This window comes from Streptomyces sp. NPDC102462 (genome assembly GCF_044765425.1).
Taxonomy (GTDB): Bacteria; Actinomycetota; Actinomycetes; order Streptomycetales; family Streptomycetaceae; genus Streptomyces.
Genome location: NZ_JBIWKB010000099.1, coordinates 1 through 19,925, shown reverse-complemented (window position 1 = coordinate 19,925; position 19,925 = coordinate 1). Strand labels below are relative to the sequence as shown.

The 19,925-nt window shown below is 69.8% G+C and carries 17 protein-coding genes and 2 pseudogenes; 13 read left to right on the top strand and 6 right to left on the bottom strand.

Translation table 11 applies throughout. The annotated features are described in order from the left end of the window. Both ACIRFL_RS41800 and ACIRFL_RS41795 read right to left on the bottom strand, forming a co-directional pair. On the bottom strand, positions 1-1,791 hold a 1,791-nt coding region (locus tag ACIRFL_RS41800), incomplete at its 3' end, for a CDP-glycerol glycerophosphotransferase family protein (RefSeq protein WP_404040395.1). Positions 1,792-2,178: 387 nt separating this feature from the next. Beyond that, on the bottom strand, positions 2,179-4,899 hold the full coding sequence (locus tag ACIRFL_RS41795) for an SdrD B-like domain-containing protein (protein ID WP_404040392.1): 2,721 nt from the start codon (positions 4,897-4,899) through the stop codon (positions 2,179-2,181). 329 nt (positions 4,900-5,228) lie between these two features. On the opposite strand from ACIRFL_RS41795, the gene ACIRFL_RS41790 reads away from it, so the two are divergent. Beyond that, positions 5,229-6,092, top strand: a complete 864-nt coding sequence (locus ACIRFL_RS41790) for a hypothetical protein (protein WP_404040390.1) — start codon at positions 5,229-5,231, stop codon at positions 6,090-6,092. A gap of 300 nt (positions 6,093-6,392) precedes the next feature. Here ACIRFL_RS41790 and ACIRFL_RS41785 read toward each other — a convergent pair whose 3' ends face one another. After that, positions 6,393-7,460, bottom strand: coding sequence for a right-handed parallel beta-helix repeat-containing protein (locus ACIRFL_RS41785; RefSeq protein WP_404040387.1), 1,068 nt, complete (start codon positions 7,458-7,460; stop codon positions 6,393-6,395). A 411-nt stretch (positions 7,461-7,871) separates the two neighbouring features. Here ACIRFL_RS41785 and ACIRFL_RS41780 point away from each other — a divergent pair, with 411 nt between their 5' ends. The 8 genes from ACIRFL_RS41780 (at position 7,872) to ACIRFL_RS41745 (ending at position 14,123) form a co-directional block, all read left to right on the top strand. Beyond that, positions 7,872-8,978 (top strand): Dyp-type peroxidase, encoded by a 1,107-nt coding sequence (locus ACIRFL_RS41780; RefSeq protein WP_404040384.1) that lies wholly within the window; start codon positions 7,872-7,874, stop codon positions 8,976-8,978. 125 nt (positions 8,979-9,103) lie between these two features. After that, complete coding sequence (locus ACIRFL_RS41775; protein ID WP_404040382.1) at positions 9,104-9,562, top strand: hypothetical protein; 459 nt, start codon at positions 9,104-9,106, stop codon at positions 9,560-9,562. Further along, a complete protein-coding gene (locus ACIRFL_RS41770) occupies positions 9,496-9,963 on the top strand; it encodes a hypothetical protein (protein WP_404040379.1) in 468 nt (155 codons plus the stop codon). Before ACIRFL_RS41775 ends, ACIRFL_RS41770 begins: the two co-directional genes overlap by 67 nt. A gap of 350 nt (positions 9,964-10,313) precedes the next feature. Then, a complete protein-coding gene (locus ACIRFL_RS41765; RefSeq protein ID WP_404040376.1) occupies positions 10,314-10,991 on the top strand; it encodes an SGNH hydrolase domain-containing protein in 678 nt (225 codons plus the stop codon). Positions 10,992-11,365: 374 nt separating this feature from the next. Continuing rightward, on the top strand, positions 11,366-12,022 hold the full coding sequence (locus ACIRFL_RS41760; RefSeq protein ID WP_404040373.1) for an SGNH hydrolase domain-containing protein: 657 nt from the start codon (positions 11,366-11,368) through the stop codon (positions 12,020-12,022). Next, the gene (locus ACIRFL_RS41755) at positions 12,019-13,275 is read left to right on the top strand and encodes an acyltransferase family protein (protein ID WP_404040370.1); all 1,257 of its coding nucleotides are present in this window, start codon (positions 12,019-12,021) and stop codon (positions 13,273-13,275) included. Before ACIRFL_RS41760 ends, ACIRFL_RS41755 begins: the two co-directional genes overlap by 4 nt. A gap of 225 nt (positions 13,276-13,500) precedes the next feature. Further along, entirely contained in the window at positions 13,501-13,746 is a 246-nt protein-coding gene (locus tag ACIRFL_RS41750; RefSeq protein ID WP_404040368.1) for a hypothetical protein, read from the top strand. Further along, positions 13,746-14,123: a fic family toxin-antitoxin system, toxin component gene (locus ACIRFL_RS41745; protein ID WP_404040365.1), complete on the top strand. Its 378-nt coding sequence runs from the start codon at positions 13,746-13,748 to the stop codon at positions 14,121-14,123. The genes ACIRFL_RS41750 and ACIRFL_RS41745 overlap by 1 nt, the downstream gene beginning before the upstream one ends. Before the next feature lie 85 nt (positions 14,124-14,208). Here the strand turns inward: ACIRFL_RS41745 and ACIRFL_RS41740 are convergent, their stop codons facing one another. Further along, positions 14,209-15,123 (bottom strand): LysR family transcriptional regulator, encoded by a 915-nt coding sequence (locus ACIRFL_RS41740; RefSeq protein WP_404040362.1) that lies wholly within the window; start codon positions 15,121-15,123, stop codon positions 14,209-14,211. Between the two features lie 70 nt (positions 15,124-15,193). Here ACIRFL_RS41740 and ACIRFL_RS41735 point away from each other — a divergent pair, with 70 nt between their 5' ends. Both ACIRFL_RS41735 and ACIRFL_RS41730 read left to right on the top strand, forming a co-directional pair. Further along, a complete protein-coding gene (locus ACIRFL_RS41735; RefSeq protein ID WP_404040359.1) occupies positions 15,194-15,511 on the top strand; it encodes a hypothetical protein in 318 nt (105 codons plus the stop codon). Further along, complete coding sequence (locus tag ACIRFL_RS41730; RefSeq protein WP_404040356.1) at positions 15,508-16,260, top strand: SDR family NAD(P)-dependent oxidoreductase; 753 nt, start codon at positions 15,508-15,510, stop codon at positions 16,258-16,260. Before ACIRFL_RS41735 ends, ACIRFL_RS41730 begins: the two co-directional genes overlap by 4 nt. 512 nt (positions 16,261-16,772) lie before the next feature. Here ACIRFL_RS41730 and ACIRFL_RS41725 read toward each other — a convergent pair. After that, entirely contained in the window at positions 16,773-17,927 is a 1,155-nt protein-coding gene (locus ACIRFL_RS41725; protein WP_404040354.1) for a CynX/NimT family MFS transporter, read from the bottom strand. A gap of 83 nt (positions 17,928-18,010) precedes the next feature. Further along, the gene (locus ACIRFL_RS41720) at positions 18,011-18,739 is read right to left on the bottom strand and encodes a FadR/GntR family transcriptional regulator (protein ID WP_404040351.1); all 729 of its coding nucleotides are present in this window, start codon (positions 18,737-18,739) and stop codon (positions 18,011-18,013) included. A 113-nt stretch (positions 18,740-18,852) separates the two neighbouring features. Between ACIRFL_RS41720 and ACIRFL_RS41715 the strand changes: the two are divergent. Continuing rightward, positions 18,853-19,091, top strand: a pseudogene (locus tag ACIRFL_RS41715) (sensor histidine kinase); the annotation flags it as partial. Beyond that, a pseudogene (locus tag ACIRFL_RS41710) lies at positions 19,088-19,345 on the top strand (helix-turn-helix transcriptional regulator); the annotation flags it as partial. The pseudogenes ACIRFL_RS41715 and ACIRFL_RS41710, both read left to right, overlap by 4 nt. Between the last annotated feature and the right edge of the window lie 580 nt (positions 19,346-19,925).

Sequence of the window (19,925 nt, the reverse complement as noted above, 5' to 3'; positions counted from 1 at the left end):
CAGTTCGGTGAGGCCGAGTCCGCGGGCGGGGCCGGTGGCGAGTGAGGGGTGCAGGCGTACGACGAGGGTGTGGTCGTCGCCGAGGTCGGTGGCGAACCGGGCGAGGTCGATGCGGTCGATGTGGCCGCCGCGGCGGTAGTCGCGGCGGGTGGGGGCGTAGAGCACGATCCGGTGGTGGGCGGGGATGGAGTGCCGGGTGCGGAAGGCTTCCCCGGCCGGGGTGCCGGCGGGGTCGAGGGCGGTGCGGACGAGGATGTCGTTGCGTGGGCTGCCGGTGCGTGCCGAGGTGAAGTGGCAGGGGTAGGCGCGCTCCCAGACCAGTTCGGAGTGGCGGTTGGCGACCAGGCTGTGGTCCCAGCGGTCGGCCCGGCGCAGCATCTGCGGCACGCTGAAGCCGTGCCGGGCACCGGGTTTGGAGAGCAGGTCGGCGCCCATGTGCTTGAGCGGGGTGCCCTGGTGGGTGTGGATGTGCACGCTGCCGGGCCGTTTGACCAGCGTGCCGGGCCAGTTGACGTTGTTCACGAAGAAGGTGGCCCGGGCGACGACCTTGCGGTACTCGGGGGAGTCGAGCACCACGTACTCGACGTCAGCGGGCAACTGCTTCGCCCGCGCCCGGCTGCGCACCACCCACACTCCGCGGATGTGCGGGGCGATCTCCCGCGCCTTGTAGTAGACGGCGGCCGGGTCGCCGAGCACCCCGCGGTGCGAGAACGCCGAGTACACGGCGAGCCCCGGATCCAGGCCACGGCGCGCGGTCAGCGCCGACCAGGTCCGCCGGGTTCTCCGCGTGGCCGCCCGCCGTACCTGCCGCATCCCCCGCCCCAGGCCACGCTCCGCCCGCAGGGCCCGCCGCTTGACCAGGTAGGCCGCGTAACCGCTCTCCAGCACCCGCAGCCCCGCCGGGACGGTCGCCCCCTCGGGGGTGTGGCGGCGGAACAGTTCGGCCGTGCGCCGGAAGAACTCGGCTTTGTCGGCGGGGGGCAGCCGGTCGGGTTTGGCGAGGATGTCGAGGCAGTGTTCGCCCATCTTGCGGTGCAGGAACGGCCGCCAGGCGGTGAGTTCGGGGTGCTGGTCGACGTATGCGAAGACCCGCTCGTACTGGTCGTGGATGTCGAAGTGCTTGCGGCTGGTGGTGGACAGGATGTTGCCCTGGCGGCGCTGGCGGTAGTTCAGGCAGATCCGGTCGAGTACGGCGATGCGTCCGGCGCTGAGCATCACGGGGAAGGTCCAGGGGGTGTCCTCGTAGTAGCCGGGCGGGAAGCGGAAGTCGTGCCCGGCCACGTACGCGCGGCGGTACGCCTTGTTCCACACCACCATCAGCAGGTCGAGGATGCGGGGGTGTCCGGCCACGGTGAAGGTGCCGTCGCCGGCCTGGGTCAGCACGTGGGCGAGGGCGTTGCGCCGGGTGCCGCCCCACCAGTAGGTGCGGGCGTAGTCGAAGACCAGGACGTCGGGGTCGTCGGTCTCGGCGAGCCGGTCGGCCATGGCGGCGAGGGCGCCGGGTGTGAGGGTGTCGTCGCTGTCGAGGAACAGCAGGTAGTCGCCGGTGGCGTGGGGCAGTCCGGCGTTGCGGGCGCGGCCGAGGCCGACGTTCTCGGGCAGGTGCAGCACGGTCACGCGTGGGTCGCGGGCCGCGTACTCGTCCAGGATCGCGCCGCTGCCGTCCGGCGAGCGGTCGTCCACGGCGATCACCTCGAAGTCGGTGTACGACTGCCCGAGCAGCGAGTCCATGCACTCGCGGAGATAACCCTGGACCTTGAAGACGGGGACGATGACGCTGAAGCGGGGCATCTGTTCTTCCTGTTGTGGTGCCGCTGTTCGGCCCGGACGGGCCGGGGGGGGCTTGCGAACCCGGGCTGAGAACGATCTTCCGCGGCTGTGGGTGACGGCCGGGGCGCCGCCGTCGCGATACCCGCGCGCCGGAGGCGGACGTCCCGCAGGCCGGCCGCACCGACGACTGGGCCCGCGCGATGTCCGCGCGGGCCCAGCAGATCGGCGTTCACGACGGCCTCGGCCCGAGGTGCCTGGCTCGTGTCCGGCAGGAACACGAAGGCCCGGGGCGTCCCCTCCACGTCCCGGCTACTGCGGGCGCGGCCCCCGGGCGCCGGGTCGAAGCCGTGCGGCTTCGTCGCGGTGCCCGGGAGCCCTGCTCCCTCGGAGGCCGTGGTCAGGCCGGTGTCACATCAGCGTCGCCTCGGCCCGCCGGCGGCGGATCAGGAGGAAGCCGCCGAGGGCCGCCGCGGCGGCCGTGCCACCGACGACGGGGTCGATGACCGGGACGCCGACGGTGTCGACACAGGAGTCGTTGTTGTCGGGGTTGGGGTCGGGCTCAGCACCCGTGACCTTGGCGCAGTTGGTCATAATCTCCATCGGCTGGAAGTCGGCGGGTGCCTTGGCACGGACCGTGACGGTGTGGCTCTGCCCGACGTCCAGCGGGCCACCGGAGCACGTCAGGATGCCGGCGGCGATGCCGCAGCCGGCGTCGGAGGTCTTGGCGTCGGTGAGGCGCTCGGGCAGCGGGTCGGTGACCGTCCAGTGAGTGGAGCGGTTCGGCCCGTTGTTGGTGATGATGATGTCGTACGTGATCTCTCCACTCGGGCCCGCCCAGGCCGGGCCGGTCTTGATCACGGACAGGTCGGCCTGCGGGTTCACGAAGCCGAAGTCGGCGCCGTGGTCGTTCTGGCCGGCGCCCTTCGGGGTGACCTGGGCGGCCGGGTAGGGGTTGCCGGACGTCTCACCGCTGGAGTCGATCTGGTCGTTGTTGCCCTGGTTGGGCCGGGTGGGCTTCCAGCCGTCCAGGACGCCACCGGTCTGGTAGTCGGCCGGGTTGTCCATCTTCACGGTGTACGTCTTGCCGTACGGGAAGTCCTCCGGCTTGACGTTCTTGGTCACGGTCGCGTCGAAGTAGTACTCGCCCCGCTCGTTGGTGACCGCCGTACCGATCTTGTTGCCGGCCGCGTCGTACAGGTTGACCGTGGCACCCACCACCGGTTCCTCACCGGGGTCCTGGATGCCGTCCAGATCGGTGTCCTTCCAGACCCGGTTGCCGATCTGCAGCGGCGCCTCGTCGCACAGCACCTCAAGGTCCCCGATGCCACGGGACTTGCCGAAGGCGTTGCTCAGGAAAAGGCCGTCGGTCCGCGGGTCCGCGGTACCGGTGGAGCGGTCGACCCACCGCACGCCGCTACCCGTGGCGGGGATCGGGTCCATCGCGGTGAAGGGGACGGTCGTCTCCACCTTGGACAGGGCCACACCACCCGAGCTGATCTCGTGATGGCTGGCCATGTTGTCGCCCGGGTAGAACTCCTTGACCTTCGCGTCCTGTCCGGAGTTCTCGGGAGTGGCGTTGTTCTTGCAGCCGCCGTTGCCGTCCAGGACGAACATGTGGTTCCCGCCACGGCACGCCCGGTTGATGTCACCACCCTGGAACGCGGTCGTTTTCGGCCAGCCCGTGCCGGGGAAGGCGGGCAGCATCCAGCCGGCGCGGTCGGAGAAGCGGTCGGCGAAGCCGACGACCATGTCACCGTTGGTCTCGAAGGTGATGTCGGAGAGCTCCGGCTCCGGGTTCTGGATGTAGTCGTTGCCGCAGGTCTTGCCGTCCTGGGTCATGGGCCGGCCGCTGATCCACGGGTACCAGCCCTCGCCGTTGCACACGTCCTCGGGCAGGCCGGCACCGGTGAGACCACCGCGCGGGAAGTCCAGGGGCTGGTCCATGACCGTGCCGGTGAACTGGCCCGTGACCGGGTCGAAGACCTGCACGACGGCCCGCATGTCGGCCTTGCTGCCGGTGGACTCCGCCGAGCACACGCCGCCGACGTACACCTTGCCTTCGTTGATGCCCAGGCCGTAGGGACGCCAGTCGCCCGGCGCGGCACAGCCCGGGTCCTTGATGGCGTACGACGCCTTCTCCTTGGCGGCGGTGGACTGCGTGGCGTCGTAGCGGTAGAGCCTGCGGTCGTTCATGTTGACGACGTACAGGTCCTTGCCGTCCGGGCTGACGTCCAGGTCGCCCAGCGACTCCTTGCCCACCCGGGGACCGAACGCCAGGTCCATGTTGACGTCCGGGTGGTGCTGGGTGCTGCCCGCGTTGGGCACCTGGGTGAACAGCGAGGTCTGCTTGGTGGCCGGGTCCGTCCGGTAGATCGCACCCGGACCGCCGGAACCGTACTTGGTGCCCCGCTTGGCATAGGCGGCGGAGAAGATCTGCTTGGTCACCCGGTTGTAGCCGATGCCCCACACCGTGCCCGTGTCCCCGTTGTTCGCCAGGTCCGTGACGAGACCGGGGTCCTCCAGGGCGTTGCCGCGCGCGTTGTACGGGAAGGACGTCAGCGTACGGTTGCTGTCCGGCGCCGGATTCGCCGGCGGAATGGTGGGGTTCTGGCAGGCCGTCACCAAGGTGGCGTTCTTCTGGCAGTAGTCCTCCGGGGACCAGAACGAGGTGGTGATCTCCACGTTCTTGCCGCCGGACAGGTCCACGAACTCCACGTTCGACGACAGCACCGTCGGATCGATCAGGTTGGGCCGCGCCGAGGCGAACCCGGGGAACAGCACACCCTCGTCGGGGTTCTTCACCTCGACCCGGTACTTGCCGCCGCCCAGGCTGTTGCCCGGCGTGAGCTTCACCGTGCCGTCCGCCTGCGTGGTCCCGGTGACCGACCGCCCGGCGTCGTCGGTCAGTACGACCGTGACCCCGGCCATGCCCGGTTCCAGCGCCTGGTCCCACTTGCCGTTCGCGTTCACCTCACGGACCACGCGGATGGTCGCGTCACCGTCCCCGGAGTCGGCCGCCGCCGGGGCGACCGTGGCGACGACCCCGGTGACCGCGAGTGACGCCGATAACGCCGAAGCCAATGCCAAAGACATGCCGCCGGCCCAGCGCCGGCGTTGCTGTAACTCCATTTCAGCCCTCTCTGGTGGCTGAGAACATTTCCCGATAAGTCTTCGTGCAGATCAAGACACGCGCGTCCATGCAACGCCCGGGAAACACTGGGACGGTGTAAGGGAGATGCGCCAAGAGTGGGGGATTCCCGCATTTCCCGTCAGTATCGGCGCACCGCACGGCGGCCTCGGGAAACAGCCCGCCACACCGGCCCCCGGTCTCGACGGCAAACCCGCCGCTCCACCGGCGCGGTGTTCTTGATCAGAGGCGGTGCATCTGCGATAGACAGCTCACGACCGCATCGAATGGTGCGGCTTCTTCGTGCCCGTCCTTCTGCGAGAGGTGATCCATGCGCAATCCGTTCGGTACCCGTCCTGCGTTACGGCGGCTGGTGCGCCGGCCCCGCGGGCGCATCCTGGCCGTGGCGTTAGCCGTCGGACTGTCCTGCTGCGCCCTGGCCTGGGCCGACGGCCACGGCGGCGGGGGAGACGGGCCGCGGGCGATCACATCGTCGGAGGCCGAGAGGCTGGCCGTGGCGCGGTTCCACGCCTATGAGAACGGTCCGCACCGGATCACCCTGAAGATCGACGACGGAGGGGACTCCTACGAGGTACGCGGCCTGATCGACTACCGCACGCACCGCGCCGTGGGGACGTACGCCGCCGGGGAGCCCGGGCCGCGGCAGCAGAAGGGGCTGATCGCCTGGGACGCCAGCGGTCTGGCCGTGGCCACGGACGCGAAGGGAACGTCGCCCTCGTCGAAGACGGCGGAGATCACGCGGGCCGCCGCCAAGGTTCCCCACGGACTCTGGTCACCCCGTGGCTACGCCGGATACCCCCTGGACGTCGCGCTGCGGGTCGCGATGGCCCTGGGCGCGGACCGGCCGGACAACGCCCAGCTGCTGGCCCAGTCCGGGCCCCGGTACCTGGGGAAGAGCACGCTGCGTGGGACGTCGTACACACGTATCTCCGGGCCGCGGCCGAAGCCGCAGCAGGGCGGTGCGGCCGGGTCACGCTCCGGCGCTCCGGCCACACCGAGCCCCCGGCCCACCGGGACGTCCCCGCTGACGTACTGGGTCGACGAGGACGGGGAACTCGGCCGCCTGGAGATCAGAAGCGGCGGCGTCGAGCGGCCCGTCACCGTGGACTTCACCGGCCACGAGCCCCGGGTGAAGGTGCCCACGGAGCCCTGGGGGGATACGCCCGGCAAGTGACCCGGAAAGGTCCGGGAAAAGGGCCCGGGAAGTGACTCGGGCACAGGCCCGGGAAGTGACCCGTAAGGGTCCGAGAGGTCTCCCGCGAACAGGCCCGCGAAGAGGTTCGGGAAGTGACCCGTGAGCGTCCGGGAAATGACGCGGGAACAGGTCTGTGAAGAAGCCGGGAACAGGTCCGGGGAAGCGGTCCGTGAAGTGACCCGGGAACAGGTCCGGGCCCCGGGAAGAGGCCGGGAACAGGTCCGGCCCCTGCCCGGAGTCAGGGGCCGGACCCTCTCCACGGATTCTGTTTCGGGCAGGTCAGCGGGGCGGTTCCGGCAGACCGTAGGCCGCGGGGTCGACCTTCCCCGGCAGCCGCAGCGCGGGACGGGCCGGCGCACCGGCCGGGTCGGACATGCCGGGCTGGGCCGGCGGCGGCGGGACGTCACGGAAGGACACCCCGGCCGGAACCGAACCAAGCGTCTGCGGCCGGCCGGTCGCGGACAGCGCGGCGTCCTTGCCCGGGCAGGCGGTCAGGGAGCCGGGCAGCGGCTGCGGACTGGTGGGGGCGCGGCCGTTGTCGGCGTAGCAGTTGCCCCCGCTGCGTGCCGAGAGCACGACGAGGCCCACCTGGTCCTCGCCCACCGTGTTGCCCTCGATCCGATTGCCGAGGGCCGGATATCCCTGCTCGTCCCGCAGGATGAAGGCGCCGCCGCGATTGCCCTCGACCCGGTTGCGTTCGAAGAGGTTGTGCGTCCCGCCGCCGATGCCGACCCCGATGCCGAAGCCGCCGTCGGCCTGTTCCGGACTGCGGTCGTCGTTGTTGTCGCTGATCGTGTTCCCGGCGAACACGGCGTGCTGCTGGGGGCCGAGCGCCTCCAGGTTGTTGGAGAGCACCGTGACGCCCACGCGGTTGCGGCGGATGGTGTTGCCGAGGAAGTACAGGTCCTTCGACGCGTTGGTGACTTCGATGCCCACCGCGTTGTGCTCGGTCAGGTTGTCGCGCACGACCGTGTTGCACGGCTTGCACTGGCCGACGTAGATGCCCGAGTCCGACTGCCCGGAACCGTAGGAGTGCTCGATCACACCGTCGCGGGCGTCGAAGGCGTAGATGCCGTAGAGGGCGTTGTTGTGCGCCGTCACATACGAGGCCCTGAACCCGCGCAGCGGCGGGAACTTGACGGTGTCCAGGGGGTCGTATCCGGCGCCGCCGGCCCCCGCTCCCTGCAGTGCCTTGTCGGTGACACCGGTGAACAGCAGTCCGTTGGCGAGGTTGTTGCGTACGGTCAGGTTCTCCACGACCGACGCCGCACCGGTGACCGTGATGCCGTTGGTGCGTTTGAACTCGCCGTCCACCACCACCCGGGAGCGGTCGGTACCCCGCAGCACGATCCGGGGTGTGCGGATGGTGACACTCTCGCGGTAAACACCCGGAGAGACCAACACCATGTCACCCGATCGGGCGGAATCCACTGCCTTCTGGATGGACGAGAACTGGCCCGGAACTCGTAAGACCGCCGACGGACCGCCGCTCGCCGGCCGGTTGTCCGATGCGGACTGACCGCATGCCGTCTGTCCCAGCAGGGCGATCAGCAGGGCGAGGAACACAGCCGTCCGGCCCGGCGCGGTCCTGCCCGCGACCGGGACACGGCGTTTCGTGACGAAGAATCGCATGAGGCCCAGGTGTAGCGTCAGGCACGCCGCAGCAGCCGACCATCGCCTCTCCCTGCCCTCATCCGCCCGGAGACAGTGCGCTGTCGGCACTCCCGCATGTCTCGTGTGACCGACCCTGGAGCACCGGTGATCAGCACGCCGTCCGATCCTCGCCCGCCGACCCGCCGCTCCGTCCTGGCCACCACCACGGCCGCCGCCTTCCTCAGCGCCGGCTGTGCGGCGGAAACACGCCGGCCGGCAGCGGAGAGCACCGAGGACCACGCTTCCCGGACCACCTCCGGTACCCGCGCGACGCGGTCCCGGCAGCGCGGTGTCAGCGACCCCCAGCCCCGGTACGCCGTCGTCGCCGCCCACGATCTGGTGCCCGGCCTGCGGGGCCGGGACGGCACCGCCGCCCTGCGCGGGCTCCTGGACCGCTGGACGGCGCTTCCGCTGCCCGACGGCACCACACGGACCGTGGCGCTCGGCCCCGCCCTCCACCGCAAGCTCGGTCTCACGGCGCCCGCCCGGCTGCGCGACATCCCCGCCTTCCCGCGCGACCGGCTCGACCCCGCCCGCGGCGGCGGCGACGTCCTGGTGCAACTGTGCGGCGACGACGCCGAAGCGCTGCGCGCCCTGTCCCGCCGACTCACCACGACGGCCGCCGGGACGCTGGTGCCCCGCTGGCAGGAGCGGGGATTCTTACCCGACCACCACCGGGGCGAGACACCCCGCAACCTCTTCGGCTTCAAGGACGGCACGGAAAACCCGTCCGCGGCCGAGACGGAACAGTGGGTCTGGAACGACGACGGCAGCACATATCTGGTCTACCGGCGCATCCACATGGACGTCTCCGCCTTCGAAGCGCTGTCGCGCGGCGGTCAGGAAGCGGTCATCGGACGCCACCGCGCCAGCGGAGCGCCGCTCGGCGCCCGGCGCGAGCACGATCCCGCGGACCTCTACGCCAAGACGGCGCAGGGCCGTTACGTCATCCCTGTCGACGCCCATGTGCGCCTCGCGCATTCCCGGCTCGACGGCGGAGCCCGCATGCTGCGCCGCGGCTACTCGTACGACAACGGGTCCGACGACCGCGGTCTGCTCTTCCTCGCGTACATGCGTGATCCCGCGCTCTTCACCCGGGTGCAGGAACGCCTCGATCTCTCCGACGCGATGAACACGTTCATCGACCACCGCGCCTCCGCCGTCGGCTATGTGCTGCCCGCCGGCGACCCGGCGTCATCGCTCGGCCGATAGGCCCACCCGGGCGCCGGGGCCCCGCACCGTGCGACAGCGGCCGTGGTGCGCGCCGGGTCCCGCGCGGAGCGGATACGGCCGGTCCGGCATCGGCCCCGACCTACAGAAGAACGCGAAGGAGTGCCATGTCCACACGATCGCGCCGTTGGGCGGCCGTGACCGTTCCCGCTCTGCTCCTGGCGGTGGCCGGGTGCGGCCTGATGAGCAACGAGTCCGGCCCGCAGGATCCCGCGGCGGCCCCGCTGCCGTCTCCTGCGGTGTCGGCTTCTCCCAGCAGTTCTCTGGGGACCGCGCCCCCGCCCGTGGGCGATGCCCAGCTGTCCCCGGCGGTCAAGGGGAAGAGCGTGCTCGTCGTCGGTGACTCCTGGGCCCGGTATTTCGGGGACGGGATGACCAAGATCGCCTCGGACAAGAACGTGATCGTCAATGCCGGGTTGGGTGGCTGCGGCATCATGCTGCCCGACACGGTGCAAGGCGGGAAGAAGTCACAGTCCATCTGCCTGAAGTGGCCGCAGGAATGGCCGAAGTACATGAAGCAGTACAAGCCGGATGCGTTCTGCTGCGCACCACGAACTGGGACCTGACGCCGCAGTCCTTCGACGGGTCCGAGGTGGAGTTCACCATCGAGTACGCCAAGTTCCGTCAGAGGTTCTTCACGAACATGGGGCAGGCCATCGACATCCTCACTCAGAACGGGACCCCCGTGTATCTGACCAACGGACGGATCGAGACCGGCGGCTGGAAGAACCTGTCCCTCAAAATGAACGACGCTGTTCGGCAAGTGGCCGAAAAGTACAAGGCCAAGGGTGTCCATCTGCTGGATCTGACGGCTCAGTTGTGCAACGACAACGGATGCCCGCCGGTCATGGACGGTCACCGGCTCTACGACGAGACCGGCCACCCCGCTGACTGGAGCCGCGATCGTCTGGCCACCTGGATCCTCAACGAGATGTTCGCCGGTGGGCCCGCGGGCGCCGCGTCATGACCGCATTTGCCCCGGCGGTCGTCCGCGGCCCGCATGGTTCCGGACGGGGCGCGTACCGTGCGTTCTTCGGCTGTTGGGGGCATTTCGTGCCGTAGGGCCATCATGGGCATGCGCATACGGACTCCAGAGAGATGTTCGGCCTGACCTGAGGAAGAAGGCGAAGGAGTCCCATGTCCACACGATCATCGCGCCGTTGGGCGGCTGTGACCGTTCCTGCTCTGCTCCTGGCGGTGGCCGGGTGCGGTCTGATGGGAACCGAGTCCGCCCCGCAGGATCCCGCCGCGGCTCCGATGCCCTCCCCTTCGGTGTCGGCCTCTCCCAGCAAGTCTCTGGGATCGGGGCCCCCGCCGGTGGGTGACGCCGAGCTGTCTCCGGCGGTCAAGGGGAAGACCGTGCTGGTCGTCGGTGACTCCTGGGCCGAATATATCGGGCGCGGGATGGCGAAGGTCGCCTCAAAGGGAAACGTGATCGTCAATGCCGGACTGAGCGGGTGCGGCATCATGCTGCCCGACACGGTGACGGGAGGGAAAAAGACTCCCCCTTGCCTGAAGTGGCCGCAGGACTGGCCGAAGTACATGAAGCAGTACAAGCCGGATGCCGTTCTGCTGCGCACCGCGACCATGGACATGAATGCGCAGTCATTCGACAAGTCCGGGGTCGAGATCACCATCGATTACCCGCAGTTCCGGAAGAGATTCTTCAAGAACATGGGGCAGGCCATCGACATCCTCACCCAGAACGGGACCCCGGTCTATCTGACGAACGCCAGGGATCAGTCCGCATGGAAGGTTCAGTCCCGCAAGATGAACGAGGCTGTTCAGGAGATCGGGGAAATGTACAAGGACAGGGGTGTCCATCTGCTCGATCTCAGGGCCCAGTTGTGCAATGACAACGGATGCCCGTCGACCGTGGCCGGCCACAAGCTGTACGACAACACCGACCACCCGGCCGACTGGAGCCGCGACCGGCTGGCCACCTGGATCCTCAACAAGATGTTCACCGGTGGCGCCGAGGGCGCCGCGCCCTGACCGGTCTGGTTCCGGTGGTCGTCCGGGGCCCGCTCGGTTCCGGACGGGTCGCACACCGTGTGCCTTTCCGCTGTTGGGGGCATTTCGTGCCGTAGGGCCATCATGGGCATGCGTGTACGGACTCCAGAGAGATGTTCGGCCTGACCTGAGGAAGAAGGCGAAGGAGTCCCATGTCCACACGATCATCGCGCCGTTGGGCGGCTGTGACCGTTCCTGCTCTGCTCCTGGCGGTGGCCGGGTGCGGTCTGATGGGAACCGAGTCCGCCCCGCAGGATCCCGCCGCGGCGCCGATGTCTTCCCCTTCGGTGTCGGCCTCTCCCACTTCTCTGGGTTCGGGGCCCCCACCGGTGGGTGACGCCGAGCTGTCTCCGGCGGTGCAGGGGAAGACCGTGCTGGTCGTCGGTGACTCCTGGGCCGAGTATTTCGGGCGCGGGATGGCCAACGTCGCCTCAAAGGGAAACGTGATCGTCAATGCCGGACTGAGCGGGTGCGGCATCATGCTGCCGGACACGTTCCGGGGCGGGAAGAAGACGGATCCCGCCTGCCTGAAGTGGCCGCAGGAGTGGCCGAAGTACATGAAGCAGTACAAGCCGGATGCGGTCCTGCTGCGCACAGGGAACATGGACATGAACGCGCAGTCCTTCGACAAGTCCGGGTTTGAACTCACCATCGAGTACGCCAAGTTCCGTCAGAGGTTCATCAAGAACACGGCGCGCGCCATCGACATCCTCACCCAGAACGGCACCCCGGTCTATCTGACCAACATCAGGCTCCAGACCGGCAGTTGGAAGGTTCTGTCCGTCAAGATGAACGAAGCTGTCCAGGAGCTCGCGGACCGGTACAAGGACAAGGGTGTCCATCTGCTGGATCTCAAGGCTCAGTTGTGCAATGACAACGGATGCCCGTCGACCGTGGCCGGCCACAAGCTGTACGACAACACCGACCACCCGGCCGACTGGAGCCGCGACCGCCTCTCCACCTGGCTCCTCAACATGATGTTCGCCGGCAGCTCCACGGGCACCGCGTCATGACCGCCCTCGCTCCGAAGGTGGTCACCCGCAGCGGCGGCGGCGCGGCACACCGGATCCGTTCCGTCGACGGCCTGCGGGCCGTCGCGGTCGCGGCCGTCATCGGATACCACGTGGAAGCGGGGCCGAGCGGCGGATTCCTCGGTGTCGACCTCTTCTTCGTCATCTCCGGATTCGTCATCACCCGGTTGCTGCTACGGCAGAAGAAGGCGGGCACCTTCGCGGTGGGCGAGTTCTACGCCCACCGCGTCCGGCGCCTGCTGCCCGCGCTTCTGTGTGTGATCCTCGCCGTTCAGCTGTGGGTGTGGACCGCGGACCTGACGTCCATGCGGTCCACCGTCAACGCGCAGTCGCTTGCGGCCCTCTTCTTCTGCGGCAACTGGTACACCATCTACGCGGACGTGGACTACTGGTCCGTCCAGCCCGACAGCGCGCCGCTGAACCACCTCTGGTCACTCGCGGTGGAAGAACAGTTCTACCTGGTGTGGCCGTTCCTCGTGGTGCTCCTCATCGGGCGGAGCGCGCGCCTGCGCACACTTGCCGCCGTCGCCGGGACGGGCGCGGTCGTCTCCTACGCCCTGGCCGCCTTCCACTACATGCCGTCGCTTCCCGACCGCGCCTATCTGGGAACGGACACCCGAGCGGGCGCACTCTGCCTCGGGGCCCTGTGCGCCTGCGTGACGGCCGTCTTCGGCTCCCGCGTGCAGCAGTCGTCCAGGAGCCGGTGGGCACTGCCTGTTCTCGCGCTGCTGTCCGGTGGCGTGCTGGCGGCGCTGTGGAGCCAGGCGGCCATCGACTCATCGTCCTTGTACGACTGGCAGCTTCCGCTGGCCGGCCTGTCCGCCGCCGTGCTCATCGGCGCCCTGACCCTCCTCGAAAGCGCCCCCCGGCACACCGGTCCCCACCCGCTGGCCCGACTGGTCCTCGGGTGCATGACCGCCCGCCCGGTGGTGGCCGTCGGGTCCATCAGTTACGGCCTGTACCTCTGGCACTGGCCGCTGTGGATCTACGTCCACCGGACCTACCCCGACTGGCAGTTGTCGACGCAGCAAGTGGTGGTGTGTGTGACATCCCTCGCCGCCGCCGCCCTGTCCTACCGATTCGTCGAGGCCCCGGCCCGACGCGTCCGGTTGCGGGCCGTGCTGCTGTCCGTGGCCGGTGCCTCCGCGGTGGTCGGCGCCTTCTGCCTCGTCACCGATCCCGTCCTGGACACCACCCCGAACGACCAGGGACCGGTGGTCTCGGGCGTGCGGTGATCCTCGTTTCCCGGTGGCCGACCGGAGGCCGTTGATCCCGCTCTTCCGTGCGGGCCGCCGGTCGGTTCAAGGGCTGCCGTTTGACCCAAGGGGCGTCGGTCGGCCGGAGGGGTGTCGGTCGGCCGGAGGGCTGCCGGCCGGTCGGCGCCCGGCGTCGAGCAGGGGCCGCCCGACGGCGGGAGAACGGGCTTCCGGCCGACTGGTAACACTTGCTACCATGTCGCCATGTCGAAGACACAGTGGGGTGCCCGCGTCGACGATTCCGTCAAGGAACTCGCCGCGATCCGGGCGAAGGAACGCGGTCTGAGCATCGGCGACTACATCGCCGAGCTGGTCCGCGAGGACGTCGCCGGGCTGCGCAAGCGGGGCCTGGACGCCGCCCGTACCTTCCTCGACGAGTACCAGAGCGTCTTCGACGAGGCCGAGGAAGCGGACCGTAAGGACAGGTCCCGGGGGGCCCACGCCGCGTAATGGATCTGCACATCGACGTCCCCTGGATCCTGCAGGTCGCCGAACTCGCGGGCGCGGCGGACCCCGCGCCCGAGGACTACGGCATTCCGGTCGCCGCGGTGGCCTGCCACCGGGCCGAGCTGCTTGAGCAGCCCGTGTACGACGGCCCCTACGCCCGTGCCGCCGCCCTGGTCCATGTGCTCGGCCGGTGCCGCTGGCTGGAGCGGTCCAACCTGGCCGTCGCCGCGGCCACAGGTGTGATGTACCTGGAGGCGTCCGGTATCCCGGTCAAGCCCGGCTACCAGGACGCCGTCGCCCTGCGTGACCTGCTGCGCGACCCCACGTGCACCGCGGCGCGCATCGCGAAACAGCTCCGCGGCTGGCCTCGCGCCGCCTGACCCGAGCAGGCACTCCGCCCGGACCGGCCCGCCCGCGCGGCGGAGCCGCATGTCGATACAGCCCCGCGCCCCATCGGGGCAGGTTTCAGGAAGCTGTGCCCGCCGGTGCCTGGGCTGTGGGGTGTTCGTCGTGGGGGTCGGGCAGGTCCGGTCGGGTTTCGGGGCGGCTCGCGGCGAGCGCGGCGGTCACGAACGAGAGGACCAGCGGCCGTCGGTCCTGCGCGTTCCAGGCCAGCACGAGCCGGCTGGGCGGTGCGTCGGTCACCGGGACGCGGACCAGGTCGGCCGGGGCCGGTTCGACCAGCGAGCGGGGCAGCACCGCGATCATCCGGCCCACCCTGATCATGTGGAGCATCTGGACCACGTCGGCGACCTCGGGACCGGTGTCGTCGCCCCCGGGGACCCCCTTCCAGAGCGGCAGCGTCTCCCCCTCCAGGTCGGACATGCGTACCGACGTGTGCCCGGCCAGCCGGTGCCCGGACGGGACGATGACCACGCGGTCCTCGGCGTGCAGCGTCTCGTGGGCCAGGCCGTCGAGGTCGTCGAACGGCGCGTAGAGCAGGCCGACGTCGGCGCGGCCGTCGCGCAGGAAGTCGGTGCGGTCGGTGGGCCCGCTGAACAGGATGTCGACCCGGCGGGCGTCGGGCTGGTGGGCGTACTCGGCCAGCATTCCGGACAGCAGTCCGGCGTCGCCGCCCGGCTTGAGCACGAGCCGCAGCGGGGCCTGCGGGTCGCCGGCGCGCCGGGTGCTGCGGACGGCGGCGCTGACCGCGTTGAGCGCGTGCCGTCCGTGTTCCTGGAGTGCCTTCCCGGCCGCGGTGAGTTCGACATGCCGGCTGGAGCGGATGAGCAACTGCACGCCGAGCCGGGTCTCGATCCGCCGGATCGCCTTCGACAGCGCCGGCTGGGCGATCGAGAGCCGGACCGCGGCCCGGCCGAAGTGCAGCTCGTCGGCGACTGCGATGAAGTACTCAAGCTCGCGGGTCTCCAGTTCGATCATGCCTGTAGGTTATCGCTGAAGAGCGAGCGGGTCTTGGACACCAGGGGCGTACGGCATCAAGAATTGCCGCATGATCAGCCACACGATGATTGTGTCCTTCAATCAGCCGCTGCCCGCCGAAGAACTCGACCAATACCTCACGGACATCGAACGGGTCATGCTTGACACCGGTCTCGTGCAGTCGGTCGTGGCCCGGCGCCACATCCCCATCCCCGGCGAGGAGGCCATTCCGGCACTGATCGCGACCGCGATCGTGCAGGTTTCCCTGACCGACATCGACGCGCTGACGAAGGCGTTCAGCGCGCCCGGCCTGCACGAGGTCATCGACCGCTGGCAGTCACGGCACCCGTACAAGGTCGCCTGGGCGAACCACGAACCACTGGCATGAGCGACGTGTCCCGCAGGGTGGCTCTGGTCACCGGCGCCGGCAGTGGGATCGGCCGTGCGACGGCGTTGGAGTTCGCCCGCGGCGGCGCCGCGGTCGCCGTGCTCGACATCGACGAGAGCACGGCGGCCGGGACCGCCGAGATGATCAGGAACGCCGGCGGACAAGCGCTGTCCGGCACCGTCGACATCGCCGACGAACGCTCCGTGCGGGCGGCCGTCGAGCGCACGGTCACGGCGTACGGCGGCCTCGACTGCGCGGTGAACAACGCGGGCGTGGCCTCGCACCACCGGCAGCTCGACCGGATGACCCTCGACGAGTTCGAGCGCGTGGTCCGCGTCAACCTGGCCGGGACCTTCCTGTGCATGAAGTACGAGCTGCCCGCTCTGCAAAGTCGCGGCGGCGGCGCGATCGTCAACATCGCCTCCAACGGCGGCCTGTACGCGATCCCGCACGCCCCCGCCTACGTGGCCGCCAAGCACGGGATCGTCGGGCTCACCAAGGTCGCTGCCGTCGACTACGCGCCGGACGGCATCCGGGTCAACGCCGTCTGCCCCGGCCCGACCCGCACACCCGGGTTCGAGAAGGTGGCGGCCGGCACCGACATGGTCGCGACGCAGGAGGCGATCACACCGCTCGGCCGGCTGGCCACACCACAGGAGGCCGCGGCGGCCGCGGTCTGGCTCTGCTCGGACGCCGCGTCCTACGTCACGGGAATCGCGCTGTCGGTCGACGGCGGCCGGCGCGCATAAGGGGCATCGACTCAAGCGGCGGCCGGCTGCCCGAGTTCGACAAGGCCGGTCACAGCGGGCGCCACGCCGTCGGGTACGGCATCAACCGCCTGCGACGCGGCGCGCTCCTGATACGGCCCGCCGACCGGGGCAACCCCGCCTCGCACGGCGGGGGTTGTCCCCCGGTTCAGGACACCTGCCTGCACGAGTGAGGATTCGGGGCCCGGGGCCTACGGTCGGTGCGCATGGTGCGTCCTGAAAGCTGGACCGAGCCTGCGGGTGGAAATCCCGTCCGGGTAGGCACCGGAGCGCCCGGTAGCAGGCCCCAGCTCGTCGGAGAGATCCGGCAGGCCGAGCGGGGTGTCAAGAGCCTCTTCGGAGGGAGCAAGGACGCGGGCCGCGCGGGCGCACCATCGCCTGGCTCCACGGTTTTGCCGCCCGCGCATCCGCTGGGAGAGACGCGACGACGTCCACGGAGCAATCCTCGGACTCGCCGTCTGCGTGATCACCCACCGCCACGTCCAACGGCCTTGTCAGGTTGTTATGTGGCTATCCCGTCCCGCACCGTGCCCGGCGATGGCTGTGGCGATGCCGAGGACGGCCAGGACGGTGAGGGGAAGGGTCCAGCTGTGCGTGGTGTCGTGCAGGATGCCGAGGAGCAGGGGGCCGGCCGCCGCCACGAGGTAGCCGATGGACTGGGCCATGCCGGCCAGTGCGGCGGCTTCGCCGGAGCTGCCGGCACGCTGGCTCTGGAAGGTCAGCGCGAGGACGAGGCACGCGCCGCCGCCGAGTCCGAGCAGGGTGCACGCCACGACGGACAGGGCGGGCGCGGCGACCAGGAGGGTGAAGCCACCCGCCACCAGGATTGAGGCCCCGGCCGCGGTCCAGCGCTGGTCGTGCCGGCCGCGGGTGAGCAGGGGCAGGAGGCTGCTGGCCGCCAGGGACACCACCTGGTAGTAGAACAGCATCCATCCGGCCGAGGTGCTGCTCATGCCGCGGTCGATCAGGATGCTGGGCAGCCATGCGACGGCGGTGTAGAAGGCCAGGGACTGCAGACCCATGAAGAAGGTGACCTGCCAGGCGAGCCGCGACCGCCAGGGAACTGGGCTGTGGGTCCCGCCTGCGGACGCCTGTGGCTTGTCACCCCGCATGCGGGGCAGCCAGGCGAGGAACGCTGCGACGGTGAAGGCGACACCCCAGGCCAGTGCGGTGTGCCAGGAACCCGGCACGGTGTGGGCCAGCGGCGCGGAGATTCCGGAGGAGACCGCGGCCATGAGGCCCATGACGGTCACGTAGAGGGCGCTGACGCTCTGGATACGGTGGGTGGGCACGCTGCGTCGGATCAGTGCGGGCAGCAGCACGTTGCCGAACGCGATGGCCGCCGAAAGGATCACTGTTCCGGTGAACAGGCAGATCACGGAGGGAAGGGAACGGACCACCGTTCCCACGGCCAGCACACCGAGCGACGCCACCAGCAGACGCGCGCCGCCCCACCGGTGGGAGGCCCGGGCGACCAGCGGCGAGGTCGCGGCGAACGTCAGCAGCGGGAGGGTGCTCAGCAGCCCGCCCCAGCTCGACGTCAGGCCGCTGCCGCGCTCGATCTCCGGCAGCAGTGTGCCGACTCCGGTGAGAGTGGTGCGCAGGTTCGCCGCCACGAGACAGATCGCGACGACGAGCCCGACGGACACGGCGGGTCCCGCGGGCTCGGTACGACCGGCGGCCGTCGGCCGGGGTCCGGAGTACCGGCGGGACGTCGAAGACGACTGCGCCCTCACTGGTTCTCCCCTGCTCGTGAGGCGTCGCTTGCTCGTGGCGCATCGCTCTGGTGGTCGCGGGTGAGCTGGACGATCGCCGCTGCCGCCTCGCGGGCGTCGCCCGCGTCCCGGGCCGTGATCGCGGCGACGAGCCGCCGATGCAGGCCGGCGTGCTCCTCGGCGTGGGCTGCGTCCCAGGGCAGGCCGCCCAGGGACGTGGTGAGCGCCGTACCGAGGTAGTCGTAGACCTCGATCAACAGGTCGTTTCCGCTCGCCCGGACCACGGCCCGGTGGAACAGCGCATCGACGCTCATGGCCGCTGCCGTGTCCTCGCCCGCGCTGGCCGCGTCCGCGTCGGCCAGCAGCTCCCGCAGCTCCCGCAACTGCTCCTCGCTGCGGCGCAGCGCCGCGGCTCCCGAGGCGTACTCCTCCAGCACTGTCCGCAGCTCCAGCACCTTGTCCCGCTGCGCCGAACTCGCCCGCCGCACCATGACCGACTGCAGCTCGCTCGAGGAACGGACATAGGTGCCGTCCCCGGCCCGGGGCTCCAGTAGTCCCAGGTGCACCAGTGCGCCGATCGCCTCTCGCAGCGTGCTGCGTCCGACCCCGAGCTCCTCGATGAGTGTCTGCTCCGGCGGGATCCGTGTCCCCACCGGCCAGCCTCCCGACTCGATGTGCGAGCGGAGGCTGTCCACGAGCTGAGCGGACAGGCTGGTGGCCCGCCGCGGTGCACTGATCCGTTTCATGGAAGCAGACTCTACACAAACATCAGACGTTTGAACATCAGGTGTTTTTGTGTGGCATCCGCGCGCGGGTACCGAGATCGCTGGCGCGACCCCACCGCGGCGCGGACACTCGCTTACCCGACCAGATCTCGGTCATCAAGGTGCAGTCCGTGGTCGTTGTCCACGTGGCCCGGCGCTGCGGCGAGCAGGTGCCAGAGGTCCTGCTCGCGATCCAAGAAGCCGGCCGGAAGGCGAGCCGGGAGCTGCGGGGGCCTTTGAGGCGCTGCGCGACGATGACATCACCCCGCCGCACGGACTCGACCACATCCCCGACCTGGTGAAGCGGTTTCAAGGGACCGGCCTGGAGGCGTCGCCGCCCGCGGTGACGCTCTGCTCGCACCCGCCATCACCCGCAAGCTCATCGACCGGTACGTCACCCAGCCGCGGCCCGCCCACATCGGCAGCGGGCTGGAGGAACTGACCAGCTACGAACGCGAGGCGGTCGCTCTGGCCGCCCACGGTCCGTCCAACGACGAGATCGCCGACCGCCTGGTCATCAGCCCGGCGACCACCAAGACCCACATCAACCAGGCCGTGGCCGAGCTCCACGCCCGCGTACGCGCCGAGACAAAGCAGACCCCCGAAGCCGAGAAGCGACTGCGGCAGACCGTCATAAAACTCAAGACGACCATCACCAATCAGCGCGAAGAGATCGCGGAACTATGCCAGTTGGTTACCCACCTGACCCTGGCCAACGCCGTCCTCATCCACCAGAGGGCGGCACCGGCCGGCCCCGCGGCGGCCTCGGATGCCGACAACGTCGTCCCGATCAGTCCGCCGTCCCCGCGAATGCCCAGGCCCGCAGCGGCGGGGCGGCTGTCGTGTTCGCGCCCGAGCCCGTCGCATGATGGCGCTGAACTCTGCTGCCACCGGCTAGGGCACGGCTAGGGTGTGTTTCGAAAGTGCTGGTCACAGCCATTCGTTGATGGCCGCGACCAGCACGGTCGCCTCATAGCGGACGGCGAGCTTGTCGTACCTCGTCGCCACCGCGAAGAATGGCCGCATCACGGCCTGCCGATTCCCGGGGCCTCAGCAGGCCGAGTGACCTGCGACGTTACTCAGGTTGAACTCGTGGAGTCCGGTGGCCCGTGACGCTTCTTGATCGTTGCGGTATGACGTCGTCATGCGGTACGCGCATGGGGGCGGC